The sequence below is a fragment of the Corynebacterium sp. ACRPE genome (assembly GCF_022347435.1).
GTDB classification, from domain to species: Bacteria; Actinomycetota; Actinomycetes; order Mycobacteriales; family Mycobacteriaceae; genus Corynebacterium; species Corynebacterium tuberculostearicum_D.
Genome location: NZ_JAKRNA010000012.1, coordinates 23,865 through 38,974, shown reverse-complemented (window position 1 = coordinate 38,974; position 15,110 = coordinate 23,865). Strand labels below are relative to the sequence as shown.

Below are 15,110 nucleotides of genomic sequence, written 5' to 3'. Positions count from 1 at the left end.
TCACCGCTCCGGCGGAGAAGACCGCAGCGTTTAGAATGGCAAACATGGATAAGCTATTTAGCACGTGCGGTTTCGACTTCGCGGATATGGAAGAGCTCGTTGCGGAGCTACCTACCGACCACGACATGTGGGAGGCGCCCGGATTTGATCGAGTGCTGTTCCACGCCGACCCGTCCGGCATGGCGGTTACAGCCATGGAGTACGAAGGGGAGTGGGCCGCAGTTCCTTCGTACCGGGGTGGGGAAGAGGCGCCGGGCACGATTTATCGCGCAACGCCCTATATCGGCATTGTGGAAACGGGGGATTTACAGTTCGCGGCGTTGGCGGATGCGCCCTTCGCCCTGCCGGCAGGCAACCCAGTCGGCGGAGAAAAGCTCCGGGGACAGGTGCGGCCGGCGGCTGTGGCATTGAAATACGAGGTAGGGGAGCCGGAAGAGTTTACCTTGACTTCGCCTGCTACAGAGCGCTTCTACCGGAACTTCAAGCCCAGCATGCTTAACCCGCAGGTAGAGGTGTCGGGGACTATCGGGGGCGTCGCCAAGCACAGCAATGAGCTGGGCATGGGGGAGTTTTGGGTATGCGACCTCGACGGCCTCCCGCTCATTGTGAACGAGAAACTGGAGGTCGGCCAGGGGATCCGGGCGCACGGCATTGCACTGTGCGCCACGGAATTTTGGAACGAGTAACTACTTGACCACGAGGTTGACCATGCGGCCCGGAACGTAAATCTTCTTCACTACGTTCTTTCCGCTGGTCAGATCGGCGATCTTTGCGTCGGCGAGAGCAACGTCAAAGACCGCGTCCTGGTCCGCGTCCGCGGCAACGTTGATGCGGGCCTTGACCTTGCCATTGATCTGAACCGGCACCTCGATTTCATCGTCTACCAGGTACTTTTCCTCAAAAGTGGGGAAGGGCTGGTAGGTGATGGTCTCGTCATGGCCGAAGCGCTGCCACAGTTCCTCCGCGATATGCGGGGCAATGGGGGAGACCAACTGTGCGATCGGCTCCACGGCGGCGCGTGGGGCCTCGGTGCGGTAGGTCTTGGTCAGGTAGTTGACGTACTCGATGAGCTTCGCCACCACGGTATTAAGCCGCAGGTTCTCGTAATCATCGCGCACGCCTGCGATGGTGCGGTGGAGCTCCTTGAGGTCATCCTCGCTCAAGGCGGCGTCGGTAGTCGCCAGCTCGCCGGTGTTCTCGTTGACGGCCAGGCGCCACAGGCGCTGCAAGAAGCGCTGGGAGCCGACGACGTCCTTGGTAGCCCACGGGCGAGACGTATCCAGCGGACCCATGGACATCTCATAAACGCGCAGGGTATCGGCACCAAAGTCGCGGCAGATATCGTCCGGAGCAACGGCATTCTTAAGGGACTTACCCATCTTGCCGTACTCCTGATTGACCTCTTCGCCGTTGTAGTAGAACTTGCCGTCCTTTTCCTCTACTTCAGCGGCCGGCACGTACACGCCGCGGGAATCCGTGTAGGCATAGGCCTGGATATATCCCTGGTTGTACAGGCGGCGGTAGGGCTCTTGGGAGCTAACAAAGCCCAGGTCAAAGAGCACCTTATGCCAGAAGCGGGAGTAGAGCAGATGCAGCACGGCGTGCTCAACGCCGCCGACGTAGAGGTCCACGCCGCCCGGGTCCTGCGGGCCATGCTGTTCTGGACGCGGGCCGGTCCAATAGCGCTCGTTCTCGATATCGCAGAATGCCTCATCATTGCGGGGATCGATATAGCGCAGCTGGTACCAGGAAGAACCCGCCCACTGCGGCATAACGTTGGTATCGCGGAAATAGGTCTGTGGGCCGTCGCCCAAATCGAGTTCTACCTCGACCCAATCGCGCACCTTTGCCAGCGGTGGTTGTGGCTCGGAGTCCTTGTCCTCTGGATCAAAGGAAACGGGCTTATAATCTTCTACCTCTGGCAGCTCTACCGGCAACATGGATTCCGGCAGGGCGTGGGCAAAACCGTCCTTGTCGTAGACGATGGGGAAGGGCTCGCCCCAGTAACGCTGACGGGCGAAGAGCCAATCGCGCAGCTTGTACTGCACCTTTTCGCGGCCGGAGCCGTCCTTTTCCAGCCATTCGATGGCCGCAGCAATGGCCTCGGCCTTGTTCAGGCCGTTGAGATCTAGGCCCTTGTCATTGGAGGAATTGACCAGCGCGCCGTCCTCGGTCCAGGCTTCTTCCTCCACGTTTCCGCCGGAGACAACTTCCGTAATTGGTAGGCCGAAGGCCTGGGCAAACTCGTAGTCACGGGTGTCGTGCGCCGGAACTGCCATGATGGCGCCGGTGCCGTAGCCGGTCAGGACGTAGTCCGCGATGAAGATCGGGACCTTCTTGCCAGAGACCGGGTTGGTGGCATAAGTACCCAGGAAGACGCCGGTCTTTTCCTTGTTTTCCTGGCGCTCCAGGTCGGACTTGGCAGCAATATCGGTGCGGTAGGACTCCACGGCCTCCTTCGGATCATCGTGGCCATAGGTCCAACGCTCATCCACGTCATCGTCATAAGGGATGGGGGAGAGGAGGGCGTCGACAAGCTCATGCTCTGGGGCCAGCACCACGTACTCGGCACCGAAAAGGGTATCCGGGCGGGTGGTAAAGACCTCGATCTCGTAGCCCTCGGCAGGGAAGGAGACCTCTGCGCCGCGGGAACGGCCAATCCAATTGCGCTGCATGGACTTGACCTTGTCCGGCCAATCCAAAAGCTCCAGGTCATCCAGCAAGCGATCGGAGTAGGCGGTAATGCGCATCATCCACTGCGAGAGGTTCTTGCGGAAGACCGGGAAATTGCCGCGCTCGGACTTACCCTCAGCGGTGACCTCCTCGTTTGCCAGCACGGTACCCAGGCCCGGGCACCAATTCACCGTGGAATTAGACAGGTAGACCAAGCGGAATTCATCGATGGCCGCGGCCTTTTCCTCTTCGGTGAGGTCCTCGTAGTAGCGGCCGTCCTTAGTGGTGCGCTTATTGGCCTCTAGTTCCTTGATGAGCTCTGCAATCGGGCGCGCCTTCTGCTGCTCCTCATCGAACCAAGAGTTATAAATCTGCAGGAAGATCCACTGCGTCCACTTGAAGAACTCCGGATCGGTTGATTCCACGGAGCGGCGCGGATCATGGCCCAGGCCCAACATGCCCAGCTGGCGGCGCATGTTTTCAATATTCGCCTCGGTGGTGGTGCGCGGGTGGGTACCGGTCTGAATGGCGTACTGCTCGGCCGGCAGGCCGAAGGCGTCGTAGCCCAAGGTGTGCAGCACGTTCTTGCCCAGCATGCGGTTATAGCGGGCGTAAGTATCGGTGGCGATATATCCCAGTGGGTGTCCCACGTGCAGGCCCGCACCGGAAGGGTAGGGGAACATATCCTGCACGTTGAGCTTTTCCTTAGGCAGCTCGCCCGCATCGGTGGCGAGCTCGCCTACCGGGTTCGGGGCATTAAAGGTGCCATTGTCTTTCCAGTACTGCTGCCAGGTCTTCTCGATCTGGTTCGCCAGCTCCGGGGTATAGCGGTACGAAGTGGAATCGCTCTGGGTAGTCATAATCACACAGTGTAATAGCCGCATCCCGGAGCGGGGTAGTTCACTACGCTTTCCGCGTTCCGCAGGGCACGCACACCCAAAATCCCCGCCGTAATCGCCCCCGGTTTTCGCGTCATTTCCGCCGCTCGCAGCCAAAATGCAGATCTGCATGAAAATGTTCTAGGCTGGGGTAAATGAGCCAGGAGAAGTTTCGCAGCCAGCTATCATCTTTTGCAGACGCAGCGGTATTTCAGGGGATCCCGCACCTGCGCCTCTCCCCAGCTACCGACACTTTGGAGCTGTTCCTACCGGCCGTAACCGCAGGTTATGAGCCAGAAGATCCCCAGTGGACCGTGACCGCACAGCTGCTCGACGGCAGCGAGGACACCCGCAAGTTCTACTACGTGGAGGGCGAAGAGCCCGGCTTGTGGATCAGCATGCCGCGTGCCTTTAGCCACCTCAGCGTCTCCTTTGAGGAGCACACCGTGGAATTCGCCGGCGTGGCCAATGGCGGATTGCTGCTCGATTCCACCCATCGACCAGTGGATACCACCACGGCGGTGGCCAAGGGCTCTTATACCTTTATCGCCCCGGCCGGCACGGAGCTGGCCAAGGCCAAGGTCGGCGAGGCCCGTCCCCACGGCGCATGGGAGGGCTGGACCATCGCCCCGGTAGAGGTCAGCCAGTCTTTCACCGTGGAGGTTCCGCGCCAGGAACCCGCGACCATCAAGGTGTCCGGCAGCCCTGACTTTGCCTGGGACATGGCCGTCAAGACGCTACCCAATGCCCATGGCCTCGATGGCGAACTGGTCTATACCCAGTCCCCGCAGGTCATCGCCAATACGGAACTCAGCATGGAGCTGGCCTACGTCCCCATTGGTGGGGAAGAGGAGGCCGTGCTGGAGGACGAGCTACCGGAGGGTATTCACGAGGTGCTTCCCGCAGACGCCTTCGAGGATCCCTGGGTAGGCCGCTACCGCTTCACCCTATACAAGGACGAGGAACTGGTGGATATCCAGTACCTCAATTTTGCGGAGTCGCTGCACATGCGTGCCAAGAACGAGGGCCCGCGCGGCACCAACTTCCGCTTTATCGACGCCCTGGGCAACCTTTCGCCGTTTAGCTATGCGTTGGCTTCTGCGCCGGGCAAGGCTATCCAGATGGAAAAGGGCCAGCGCGTCTTTGGCGAGGACGAAAGCGTGCGCGAGGAGACCGTCGGCAGTGAGGCCGGCTATGAGCTGACCTTCCAGGTGGAACCGGCGACGATTCGTACTCGCGTGAAGCGCACCGCGGCCGAGCCCGTGGATTACCTGGATAAGCAGGTCATCCTGGCCGACCAGCTCGATGCGGATGCACTTTTTACCATCCACTCACCGGAGCCACTGCCGCTGGCAAAGTTCGTGGTTATTGATAAGAACCAGAAGATTAGGGACCTGGTCACCGCCAATGGCTCTACGGAGGCCGCCACCAGCCTGTCCGTACCAAACCGCGCGCTGAGGTCGGCGCTGACGAAGAAGACCTCGCTGGAGCTCTACCTCCTGTGGTCCACGTTGTCCTATGAGGAATACCTCGAAGGACTGCCGGAAAAGGAGCGCGCAGCGCACCAGAAGCGCAGCTTTGAGCGTCGCGTCATGGAATATGAGGCCACCGCGGCCAGCGACCTCATTTATGCCGCCATCGCCACCGTGCGCAAGGCACCGTTGGTTGCCCGCGCAACCATTGAGGACGGCATCCTCGTCCCCGAGCAGACGCATGAGGAGGAGGTAGAGCTGCTGGCTTGGGCGTGGCCACTGGGCAATCCTGCGGGCGAGCCGCAACCGCTGGAGCCCACTGAGGAAGGCTTTGAGCTGCCCGAAGAGCTGCTGGACGCCGGCCACCTCATCGTGGACTTCCGCGAGGATGAGCCGGCCAGCGACTTGGCCGCGCCGCAGTACCCGCCGGCTAGCGCACTCATCATCTTCCACGACGGTGAAACCGAAAACACCGAGGGCCTGTGGCCTACTTACGCGGCCATGCGCCGCCTCGCGCCCAAGGCCAAGGAAACCTTCGAGGGAATCATCAAGGAGATTGAGGCCGATCCGCGCGCCAGCATGGATGCCCTTATGGCCGCGGACTTTGAACCGGGACAGCGCATGCGCGCCTTCGTCCGCACCGGCTTGGTCTCCCGCACCTTCCGCCGCGAGGAGCGCGAGGAGTCGGCCGCCGAGCCTTCCTCGCTCTTGGCCGCGCTTGCCGACGCCGCCCATGACTACGTCGAAGCCCACGGCTCCGCCTCCCTCGCGCGCGTGCCATCCACCGGCGTCGACGATGTCACCCGCCCCATGCTGCTGATGAGCGCCATGGGCGAGGCACCTACGCCAGCAACGGACAGTGACCAGCTCTGCGATGATGCCCACCGCATCGCCGCACTGCGCGAGTGCTTTGCCAATGACCTTGCACTCACCCGCCTCGGCACCATTTCCAACCTGCGTAGCACCGCAATGCAGCTGCGGGTGACGCTGCAGCAGCTGGGCGTCGATAAGTCCGTCCTGCATACCCTGCTCGCGCTGGACGCCTTTGGCGATGGCAATTCGGAGCTCGGCGATTCCGCCTGGATGCCGTTTATTTCCTATGTCTTTGCCATCACGGCGCGCGGTGTGGCCAATGACAAGCTGGCGGACCCTGCTTTCGCCGCCACGCTTGACGACGCCCTCCCGCAGCTCGCCGAGGCCGTCTCCCTCGCCCCGCAGCTGTTCTACCGCGATATTCTCACCGCGGAGGCGCTCACGCTCAGCTAGGGTGGCAGGCATGCAGGTCATCTCTACCAATGTCGCCGTCCGCCGGCCGGACCCGAGCGGGCGGCATGAGTTCTCGGGCATCGACAAGCAGCCGCAGGACTTTATCGATCTGGCAGCGCCCGGACCCCATTACGGCGATGGGTCCGGCGTGCGCGGCGATATAATTGGTGACACCCAACATCACGGCGGCAACGATAAGGCCGTCTACGCTTACTCCCGCGAGGAACTGGATTACTGGCAATCTGAACTTTCCCGCCCGCTGGCCTCCGGCGGCTTTGGCGAAAATCTCACCACGCAGGGCATCGATCTGTCTGCTCTGCTCATCAATCAGCGCGTGCGCATCGGCACCGCCGTGCTTGAAGTATCCGTGCCTCGCCAACCGTGTGCCACCTTCGCCGGCTGGCTAGGGGAGCGCGGCTGGCTCAAGCGCTGGACCGCGCGTGGCGACTGCGGCACCTACTTGCGCATCATCTCCCCCGGCCGCATTCGCCCCGGCGACGCCATTGAGCTAGATAACCCACCCAGCCACGACATCACCATGCGCATCGCCTTTGCCGCCAAGATGGGCGACCGCGCCCTTGCCCGGCGCGTTATCGATGCTGGCTGCCTTCCCGCTCACCAACAGAACTCGCTTCGAACCTAGTTACACAAGCACTCATAGTCCGCCATGTCGAGCTCAGCAATGTCCCGTTGTTCCGCCCGTACTCGGTGAGCCGAAACATCCAGTAGGCAACGGGACCGCTAATTAGCACATCCATACTCAGCGGGTCTCGACGCATAATCTACTTCCGGAACCGCAGACTGTGTCTGGATCTTTAGCTTACCGGCGAGGCCAGCACACTCTTCTTGCCCGGAGTGCGCGCAAAACAAAAGCACGCCAGCGCTAAGCGCTGGCGTGCTTTTCATGCTGAGTGCGAAGGAGGGTGTTACTTGCCCGCTTCAAAGCTCAGATGGTGCCCCTTAGCCTTCGGGAAGCGGCCGTGCACGAAGAAGTAGTAGATAGCGGCGATGACCACGAGACCCGCGAGAATGAGATACATCGTGTCGAAGCCCGTTACCGCAACGATGGGGCCCAGGCCGAATGGAGCCAGGCCAATGCCGAGGTCCATGAGCAGGAACATGGTGGAGATGCCCGCGCCCATTTGCGCGGCAGGCACCGAGCGCACGGAGATGGCTTGGCAGGCGGGGCTGAGGGTGCCGAAGCCCAAACCGGTGCAGGCGCCCGCGACCACCAGCATGACGTCATTGGTGGGGAAGCCCATGAGCAGCAGCGCCACGACAAAGGCGGCCAAGCCGAGGTACATCACGGCATTATCACCCTTATGGTCCTGGATGCGCCCCAAGACGAAGCGCATGATGAGCATCGTGACCGCATAGCCAATGAAGAACAGCCCTGCGCCGGTGGCCAGGTCTTCCTTGCGGGCGTAGGCGTTGAGATAGGTAACCACGCCGGAGTAGGCGATGCCGACTAGGAGCATGAATAGACCGATGGGAACCACGTTGGGGTGTACGGCATTGCGCAGCCTAAAGGCCGGCTTTTCGGAGGAAACCTCGGCCGGATAGCGCAGCACCAAGGCCAGGATCAGGGAAACGATATTTGCGCCAAGGGCGACTGCAAATAGCGTAGTGTAGCCGATGTTATTGGCCAAGAACAGGCCGATAGCTGGACCGAACGCGGTTGCCAGGGTAGTGCCCAAGGCGAAGTATCCGGTGCCTTCCGCACGGCGCTCGTGCGGGATAACGGACTGCGCTACCGCCATGAGTGCGGTAGAGGTCAAGGCATAGCCCGCGCCGTGCACCATTCGCACGATAATCAAGACCGCAACATTATGCGCAAAAAAGTACGCCACAGCTACAACTGTGACGAAGGCCAGTGAAGTCAAGGCCGCCTTTTTGTGGCCCACGCGGTCCACGATCCAGCCGGAGAACACGCGCATGCACGTCGCGCCCAATACAAAGGCACTGGAGGCGAAACCGCCCACGGTATCCGATGCCCCGAAACTCTCTACCGCGTAGAGGGCCATGGTGGTTACGAACAGGTAAAAGACCAAGAACTGACAAAAATTAGCCACCCACGCGAGGACAAACGTAGGCGTAATCAGCTGCGGCTTAGCCGCTGCAGATTCTGTAGGCGTCATATACTCACTCCAAATAACAAAAAGAAAATTCCCTCTCCACGCGCTGGCCATAAGGCCCCGCCTCGCAGACGAAGGAAATAGAAATTAAATTATACGGAGAGGCACTATACGCCCCGCAGGCTGCAAAGGTTAATCAAAAGGCCTTCCAGGCCCTCATCGACGCCACCCTCGTGTAGGCGGCTGCCGGCAATCGCCGTAACTTGAGCCGGGTCGCGAAAAGGGGACCCGGCTGGTTCCCCCGCTTTGTTAAGCACTCAAACCTCTAGGCGCCGGTATAAGGATCACGGATACCCAAGTACTGCACCGCGGTATATTCTTCAATACCTTCGGCGCCGCCTTCGCGTCCTAAACCAGAGTGCTTGACGCCGCCGAATGGGGCAGCGGCATTGGAGATGACACCGGCATTGAATCCCATCAAGCCAAACTCGAGGCCGTCGGCAACGCGCCAGAGTCGATCGGAATCCTCCGTATATACATAGGAGGCAAGTCCGTACTCCGTATCGTTCGCAATCTCTAGCGCTTCCGATTCCTCCTTAAAGGTAAGGATGGGCGCGACCGGTCCAAAAATTTCTTCCTGAGCCACGCGAGTTTCACGTGAAACATTGCTCAGGATTGTGGGCGCATAGAAGTGACCCGCGCCCTCGCCGCGAGTGCCGCCGGTGACAACGGTCGCACCCTTGTCTACCGCATCCTCAACCAGGGCTGCGATATTGTCGAGGGCCTTAGCCTCAATCAGCGGACCACACGTCACGCCTTCGTCCATGCCATTGCCGACGACGAGCTTCTCAAACTCTGTTGCCAGTTTCTGCGTAAACTCCTCTGCCACGGACTCGTGCACCACGAAGCGATTGGCCGCGGTGCAGGCCTCACCAATATTGCGCATCTTCGCGCCCATGGCTCCCGCAACCGCTTGGTCGATATCCGCATCCTCGAAAACAATGAACGGTGCATTACCGCCTAGCTCCATAGAGGTGCGCAAGACATTATCCGCGGCACCCTTGAGAAGGGTTTTGCCCACTGGAGTAGAACCGGTGAAGGAGAGCTTGCGCAAGCGGGCGTCGGCAAGCAAGGGCTCCGAAATCGCCGAAGCGGAGCTGCCGGAGACAACATTGAGCACGCCCTGCGGCAGGCCGGCATCGAGCATGGTTTGCGCGAAGTACTGCGCGGTGAGCGGCGTCAGCTTGGCCGGCTTCAGAACCATGGTGCAGCCCGCTGCAACGGCTGGGGCAACCTTTCGGGTGGCCATGGCGAGGGGGAAGTTCCACGGAGTAATCAACAGGCACGGACCCACGGGCTTGCGGCGGGTAACCATGCGCAAGGTGCCTTCTGGGACAGGGGAGTAGCGGCCATAGTCGCGCGTGGCTTCCTCACTAAACCACCGCAAATATTCCGCGCCATAGGTGACCTCACCTTGCGACTCGGCAAAGGGCTTTCCCATTTCAAGGGTCATCAGGGTGGCGAACTCATCGGCGCGCTCGTGTACCAATTCAAAGGCGCGGCGGAGAATATCGGCGCGCTCGCGCGGGGTGGTGCGCGCCCACTCATCTTGGACCGCACAGGCAGCATCGAGGGCAGCCACCGCATCATCAGAATTCGCCGACGACAGCGTGGCGATGGTCGCGCCCGTCGCCGGATTTTCTACGTCAAAAGTCTCGCCGGAAGACGCCTCGCGCCACTGCCCGCCAATCAAAAGCTGAGTGGGGACCTTCGCTAGTAGTTCCTTCTGGTCGATGCTCATATTCATCACCTTTCTCCATTGCGTGAATGCACCCCACAGTACCGCGAATCGATAGCCGGTCTTCTTGGTTTTGCGCCAGGCACGGCAGCACAGGGGAGTGGGCGAATATTTTTAACGATTATCTTCCAAGCTATAGAAATGTAGGTTAGTATGACCGATATGAAGAAGATGACTACTGCTTGGTGGTGGCGCGCGTAACCCGCGGGCCTTATTCCACCTCCCATTTTTAGGCTCGCATTCTGCGGGCCTTTTGGCGTTTTAGTGCCTCTGCTCGCGGAAGCTTCCTATCCGTTTCCCGTTCCCCTCACCCACCGAAAGGGCACTGCAATGCCATACACCGCTACCCGCGATATACCCTACGACAGCGACGCGGCCGCAATCTTTGACGCCCTCGCACAACCGCACGACTCCCTACTTCTCGAAAGCGCGGACATTGAGACAAAGAAGAATCTCAATTGCCTCGCGGTCCTCAGGGCCGCCCTGAAAGTAACATGCCACGGCCAGAGGGTAGAGGTACGCGCCCTCACGGAGGCAGGGGAGACGCTCCTTCCTTCCCTCGAGGACCGGTTCCACCATCGCCTAGTTTCACGTGAAACTACCGCCGCGGTTTTCGAATTCTCGCTGTCCACACAGCCCGACGAGCGGGAGCGGCTTCTTGCCGAATCTACCGCCGCTATTCTGCGGTTCCTGCAATTAGAAGCCAACTATTCCTCTCCAATATTGCCGTTCCTTGGGGGCGGATTCGCTTATGACTACCTCGCTACTTTTGAGGAACTCCCCGAGGTTGAGCCTGGGGTCAACACCTACCCGGACTTTGAATTCTTGGTAGCCCAAACGGTCCTCGCAGTGGACCACCTGCAAGGGACTGCGCGCCTAGAAGGCTGGGACATCGACGACAAGCGCCTGCGGGAAGAGTTGGATTATCTTGCCTCACTGCCGGTGGCTGCTCGTTTCACGGCGCCGCAAAAGGAAAGGATCCGGGCGGTGGCCGATGTGGATGATGCGGGGTTTCGGGCGGGCGTCGACAAGCTTAAAGGCAATATTCACGCCGGCGATATCTACCAAGTAGTGCCCTCGCGCGCCTTCTCTGTGGACTGTCCCAACGCCCTGGCTGCCTACCGGGCGCTTCGCAAGACTAACCCCTCGCCCTATATGTTTTACGTCCGCGGTGCCACCTATCAGCTCTTCGGCGCCTCGCCAGAATCAAACCTCAAATTCACGTCAGAAGATAGGCAGGTCCAGCTCTATCCCATCGCCGGAACTCGGCCGCGCGGGCTCAACCCGGATGGCAGCATCAACCATGAACTAGATATTCGCAACGAGTTGGACATGCGTACAGACCAGAAAGAGATTGCGGAACACACGATGCTGGTTGACCTTGCACGCAATGACCTCGCTCGCGTGGCCGTGCCCCGCAGCCGCCAGGTGGCAGAACTCCTGCACGTTGACCGCTACTCGCGGGTCATGCACTTGGTCTCCCGCGTCACAGCGACGCTCCACCCAGACTTCGATGCGCTCGATGCCTACCGGGCGTGCATGAACATGGGAACGCTCACCGGAGCTCCCAAACTGCGCGCCACCGAACTGGTGCGCCGCACGGAGGGAAAGCGCCGCGGCTCCTATGGCGGGGCGGTGGGGTACCTGCGCGGCGATGGAGCCATGGATAACTGCATCGTCATCCGCTCGGCCTACGTCCAGGACGGAACCGCAGTGGTGCAAGCAGGCGCCGGTGTGGTCAAGGATTCCGTGCCGCAAGCCGAGGCCGATGAAACAGTGCATAAGGCCTACGCCGTACTCCATGCCATCGCCATTGCACACGGAGCCGAGTTGGAGGTACAGCGATGAGCTCGCCGCATATTGTCCTGCTAGATAACCACGATTCTTTTGTCTACAACCTCCTCGATGCCCTCGCTGGCTTCGATACCACCGTGTTTCGCAATACCGTAGCGGTGCACGACGTGCTGCGCACACAACCCGACATTATTGTGCTTTCCCCGGGCCCCGGTCATCCACGGGACGCCGGCTGCATGATGGAACTTATCGACGCCACCCTAGGCACCACCCCGATCCTTGGCGTATGCCTCGGCTTCCAAGCACTACTCGAGCACCACGGCGGTTCGGTCGAACCGTGCGGCCCCGTGCACGGGAAGTCCCTCCCGATGACTCTTACCGAGGCCGGCGTTATGCACCCCGTCTTTCAGGGCCTTGCCACCGATACTGAGCCGGACCAACCGGGTCACCTCGGTACGCAAGTTCCGGTGGCGCGCTATCACTCGCTTGGATGTACGGACCTCCCTCGGGGGATGCGTTGTCTCGCGCGTACGTCCACGGACATCGGAGAGGTAGCCATGGCGGCCGAAACGGACGACGGTAGGGCCCTCGGCGTGCAGTTCCACCCTGAGTCCATCCTCACTCCCCGCGGCCCCCTCATGCTTGAGCGTTGCGTTAATCAACTATTTTTGCACACCACTATGGACACGGAGTACTAAAAATGAACCACGCACCCCTACGTACCTTGCAGGCCTTCCTGAATAACCCGCAGCCCACCATCGAAGAAGCCATGGAGGTATTTACCCCCTTGGCCGTGGGCGACTACGACGATATTCATATCGCGGCGCTGCTTACCCATATCCGTACCCGCGGCGAGACCTTCGCAGACATTGCCGGCGCGGCCAAAGCTTTCTTGAAAGTGGGCTATCCATTCCCCATCACTGGAAACGGACTCATGGATTCGGCCGGCACTGGTGGCGATGGCCCGAATACTATCAATATCACTACGGGTGCCTCCCTCGTTGCCGCCGCCGGGGGAGTGAAGATGATCAAGCATGGCAACCGCTCGGTCTCTTCCAAGTCCGGATCGGCCGATGTTCTCGAAGCCCTGAATATCCCACTGGACCTAGAAGCCGCCCGAGCAGTGCGCCAATTTGAAGCTTCCAACTTCACGTTCCTATTCGCCCCAGCCTACAACCCAGCGGTCGCCCGCGTGCAACCGGTGCGCAAGGCGCTAGGTATCCCCACCATCTTCAATACGCTAGGACCGCTCCTGTCCCCAGGACGCCCGTCACTGCAAATCATGGGCATCGCCAACCCGGCCCAAGGCCAACTTATCGCGGAAGTGTTCCGGGAGCTCGGCCGGGAGCGCGCCCTAGTCGTCCATGGCGCTGGCACGGATGAGATCGCTAGCCACGGCACGACACAGGTCTGGGAGCTCAACGACGGCGAGATTGTCTCTTATGAGCTCACCCCAGAAGACCTCGGCATCAAACGCCACGAGCTGACGGACCTAGCCGGCGGCGACGGCGCCGCCAATGCCCAAGCCCTCCGTGCGGTCTTTGCCGGGCGCGGCGAGCCCGCCCATTGCGACGCCATCGCCGCCACCGCTGGCGCCATGTTTTACCTCAACGGGACCACGGAGACTATCGCGGCAGGAGTCACTCACGCAAAGGAACTGATTAGCACCGGCACTGTTGAAGATTGGCTCGCGCTCCACGAGAACACCAACTATGCCGTAGGGGAGGAGAGCTAATGTCGGGAAATGCATTACCCACGGTGCTCGAGGAGATCGTCGCTCAGCGCCGCACTCACCTGCCCGCACTCCGGGAGCGGCTATCCCACGTGGACTTAGCTAGCGTGCCACGTTCGGAGCGTTCGCTTGCCGACGCCCTCCGTGGCACCAACCGCTTCATCATGGAGTGCAAGTCCGCCTCGCCGTCCCTCGGCATGATCCGTGAAGACTATCGCCCGGGCGATATTGCCCGGATCTACTCCCGTTACGCCTCCGCCATCTCAGTGTTGTGCGAGCCCGATCGGTTTGGCGGCGACTACGACCACTTGCAGACCGTCGCACTATCAACGCATGTGCCGGTACTGTGCAAGGACTTTATTGTCGATCCCATCCAGGTCTATGCCGCCCGTTATTACGGCGCCGATGCCATCTTGCTCATGATGTCTATCGTGGACGATGACACCTACGGTGAGCTCAAGGCACTGGCGGACGAACTCGGCCTAGACGTCTTGACTGAAGCCATCACCGAGGACGAAGTGGATCGCGCGGTGAATTTCGGCGTCGATATCATCGGCATCAACAACCGCAACCTCCACGATCTCAGCATCGATCTAGGGCGCACTGAACGCCTAGCCCGCCATGTTCCAGACGGAAAGGCGATAGTTTCCGAATCTGGAATCTGCGATAATGCCACCGTCCGCCGGTTAGGGGCCCACGCACGTGCTTTCCTTGTAGGCTCCCAGCTCACCTCCCAGGAGGACATCGATCGGGCGGCGCGCGACCTCGTCTATGGTGCCAACAAAGTATGCGGCCTTACCACCGCCTCCTCCGCACAATCAGCGCGCGCTGCTGGAGCCCGTTACGGGGGACTCATCTTCGCGCCGGATTCACCTCGCAGTGTTTCACGTGAAACCGCACAAAGCATCATTTCCGCGGAACCAGAGCTGGAGTACGTAGCCGTGACGCGCTCTACGGATGTGGAAATGCTGCGGAGCATAGCCCAGATCCCCGGCCTCAAAGTTCTCCAGCTTCACGCCCCATTCCAAGGGAGTAGGGAAGCAGAGCTGCAATTCCTTCACGATGTTCGGGGCGTCGCTGACGGCCTTAACCTTTGGCGAGCCATCGACATGAATAACTCTGAATTCGCTGCCTTAACGCCGGACCTAGTACCAGAAGTAGAGGCCCTCGTCCTCGACTCCGGCAGTGGAGGGACGGGAACCACTTTTGAATGGCGGACGATCCCCGATGAAGTGAAGCAGAAATCCCTCCTCGCCGGAGGGCTCCGGCTTGACAACCTCGAAGAGGCACTGTCAATCGGCACGGCAGGACTCGACCTCAACTCAGGCTTGGAGTATGCACCCGGCCGCAAGGACTCCTCATTGATCGCCCAAGCCTTTAGCACTATCCGAAACTACACACACCCATAGAAAGAAGAGAACG

10 protein-coding genes are annotated in these 15,110 nt (G+C 60.4%); 7 read left to right on the top strand and 3 right to left on the bottom strand.

Going from position 1 to position 15,110, the window contains the following annotated elements; all coding sequences use genetic code 11:
- Positions 1 to 44: 44 nt before the first annotated feature.
- Positions 45 to 686, top strand: coding sequence for a hypothetical protein (locus tag MHY13_RS07300; RefSeq protein ID WP_239282597.1), 642 nt, complete (start codon positions 45 to 47; stop codon positions 684 to 686).
- Here the strand turns inward: MHY13_RS07300 and leuS are convergent, their stop codons facing one another.
- Positions 687 to 3,533, bottom strand: coding sequence for a leucine--tRNA ligase (gene leuS, locus MHY13_RS07295; RefSeq protein ID WP_239282595.1), 2,847 nt, complete (start codon positions 3,531 to 3,533; stop codon positions 687 to 689).
- A gap of 173 nt (positions 3,534 to 3,706) precedes the next feature.
- On the opposite strand from leuS, the gene MHY13_RS07290 reads away from it, so the two are divergent.
- Both MHY13_RS07290 and MHY13_RS07285 read left to right on the top strand, forming a co-directional pair.
- Positions 3,707 to 6,289 (top strand): hypothetical protein, encoded by a 2,583-nt coding sequence (locus MHY13_RS07290; protein WP_239282593.1) that lies wholly within the window; start codon positions 3,707 to 3,709, stop codon positions 6,287 to 6,289.
- Between the two features lie 10 nt (positions 6,290 to 6,299).
- Positions 6,300 to 6,932: an MOSC domain-containing protein gene (locus MHY13_RS07285; protein WP_239282591.1), complete on the top strand. Its 633-nt coding sequence runs from the start codon at positions 6,300 to 6,302 to the stop codon at positions 6,930 to 6,932.
- Between the two features lie 283 nt (positions 6,933 to 7,215).
- On the opposite strand, the gene MHY13_RS07280 is transcribed toward MHY13_RS07285, so the two are convergent.
- Together MHY13_RS07280 and MHY13_RS07275 are read right to left on the bottom strand one after the other, a co-directional pair.
- Positions 7,216 to 8,427 (bottom strand): MFS transporter, encoded by a 1,212-nt coding sequence (locus MHY13_RS07280; RefSeq protein WP_239282589.1) that lies wholly within the window; start codon positions 8,425 to 8,427, stop codon positions 7,216 to 7,218.
- 262 nt (positions 8,428 to 8,689) lie between these two features.
- A complete protein-coding gene (locus MHY13_RS07275; RefSeq protein ID WP_239282587.1) occupies positions 8,690 to 10,165 on the bottom strand; it encodes an NAD-dependent succinate-semialdehyde dehydrogenase in 1,476 nt (491 codons plus the stop codon).
- 327 nt (positions 10,166 to 10,492) lie between these two features.
- Between MHY13_RS07275 and MHY13_RS07270 the strand changes: the two genes are divergently transcribed.
- From MHY13_RS07270 to trpCF, 4 genes are read left to right on the top strand one after another with little or no spacing between them, the layout of a single operon-like run.
- Positions 10,493 to 12,010 carry an anthranilate synthase component 1 gene (locus tag MHY13_RS07270; protein ID WP_239282585.1) on the top strand — a complete coding sequence of 506 codons (1,518 nt, stop codon included), beginning with the start codon at positions 10,493 to 10,495 and terminating at the stop codon, positions 12,008 to 12,010.
- A complete protein-coding gene (locus MHY13_RS07265) occupies positions 12,007 to 12,654 on the top strand; it encodes an anthranilate synthase component II (protein ID WP_239282583.1) in 648 nt (215 codons plus the stop codon). Before MHY13_RS07270 ends, MHY13_RS07265 begins: the two co-directional genes overlap by 4 nt.
- Before the next feature lie 2 nt (positions 12,655 to 12,656).
- Positions 12,657 to 13,691 (top strand): anthranilate phosphoribosyltransferase, encoded by a 1,035-nt coding sequence (gene trpD, locus MHY13_RS07260; protein WP_239282581.1) that lies wholly within the window; start codon positions 12,657 to 12,659, stop codon positions 13,689 to 13,691.
- A complete protein-coding gene (gene trpCF, locus MHY13_RS07255) occupies positions 13,691 to 15,097 on the top strand; it encodes a bifunctional indole-3-glycerol-phosphate synthase TrpC/phosphoribosylanthranilate isomerase TrpF (RefSeq protein WP_239282579.1) in 1,407 nt (468 codons plus the stop codon). The genes trpD and trpCF overlap by 1 nt, the downstream gene beginning before the upstream one ends.
- The last annotated feature ends 13 nt before the right edge of the window (positions 15,098 to 15,110 follow it).

What these genes read in the sequence shown, in the direction of transcription:
- trpD (WP_239282581.1), top strand. Translation starts at nt 12,657, where the DNA reads ATGAACCACGCACCCCTACGTACCTTGCAGGCCTTCCTGAATAACCCG.
- leuS (WP_239282595.1), bottom strand. Translation starts at nt 3,533, where the DNA reads ATGACTACCCAGAGCGATTCCACTTCGTACCGCTATACCCCGGAGCTG.
- MHY13_RS07270 (WP_239282585.1), top strand. Translation starts at nt 10,493, where the DNA reads ATGCCATACACCGCTACCCGCGATATACCCTACGACAGCGACGCGGCC.
- MHY13_RS07290 (WP_239282593.1), top strand. Translation starts at nt 3,707, where the DNA reads ATGAGCCAGGAGAAGTTTCGCAGCCAGCTATCATCTTTTGCAGACGCA.
- MHY13_RS07265 (WP_239282583.1), top strand. Translation starts at nt 12,007, where the DNA reads ATGAGCTCGCCGCATATTGTCCTGCTAGATAACCACGATTCTTTTGTC.
- MHY13_RS07300 (WP_239282597.1), top strand. Translation starts at nt 45, where the DNA reads ATGGATAAGCTATTTAGCACGTGCGGTTTCGACTTCGCGGATATGGAA.
- MHY13_RS07280 (WP_239282589.1), bottom strand. Translation starts at nt 8,427, where the DNA reads ATGACGCCTACAGAATCTGCAGCGGCTAAGCCGCAGCTGATTACGCCT.
- MHY13_RS07285 (WP_239282591.1), top strand. Translation starts at nt 6,300, where the DNA reads ATGCAGGTCATCTCTACCAATGTCGCCGTCCGCCGGCCGGACCCGAGC.
- MHY13_RS07275 (WP_239282587.1), bottom strand. Translation starts at nt 10,165, where the DNA reads ATGAGCATCGACCAGAAGGAACTACTAGCGAAGGTCCCCACTCAGCTT.
- trpCF (WP_239282579.1), top strand. Translation starts at nt 13,691, where the DNA reads ATGTCGGGAAATGCATTACCCACGGTGCTCGAGGAGATCGTCGCTCAG.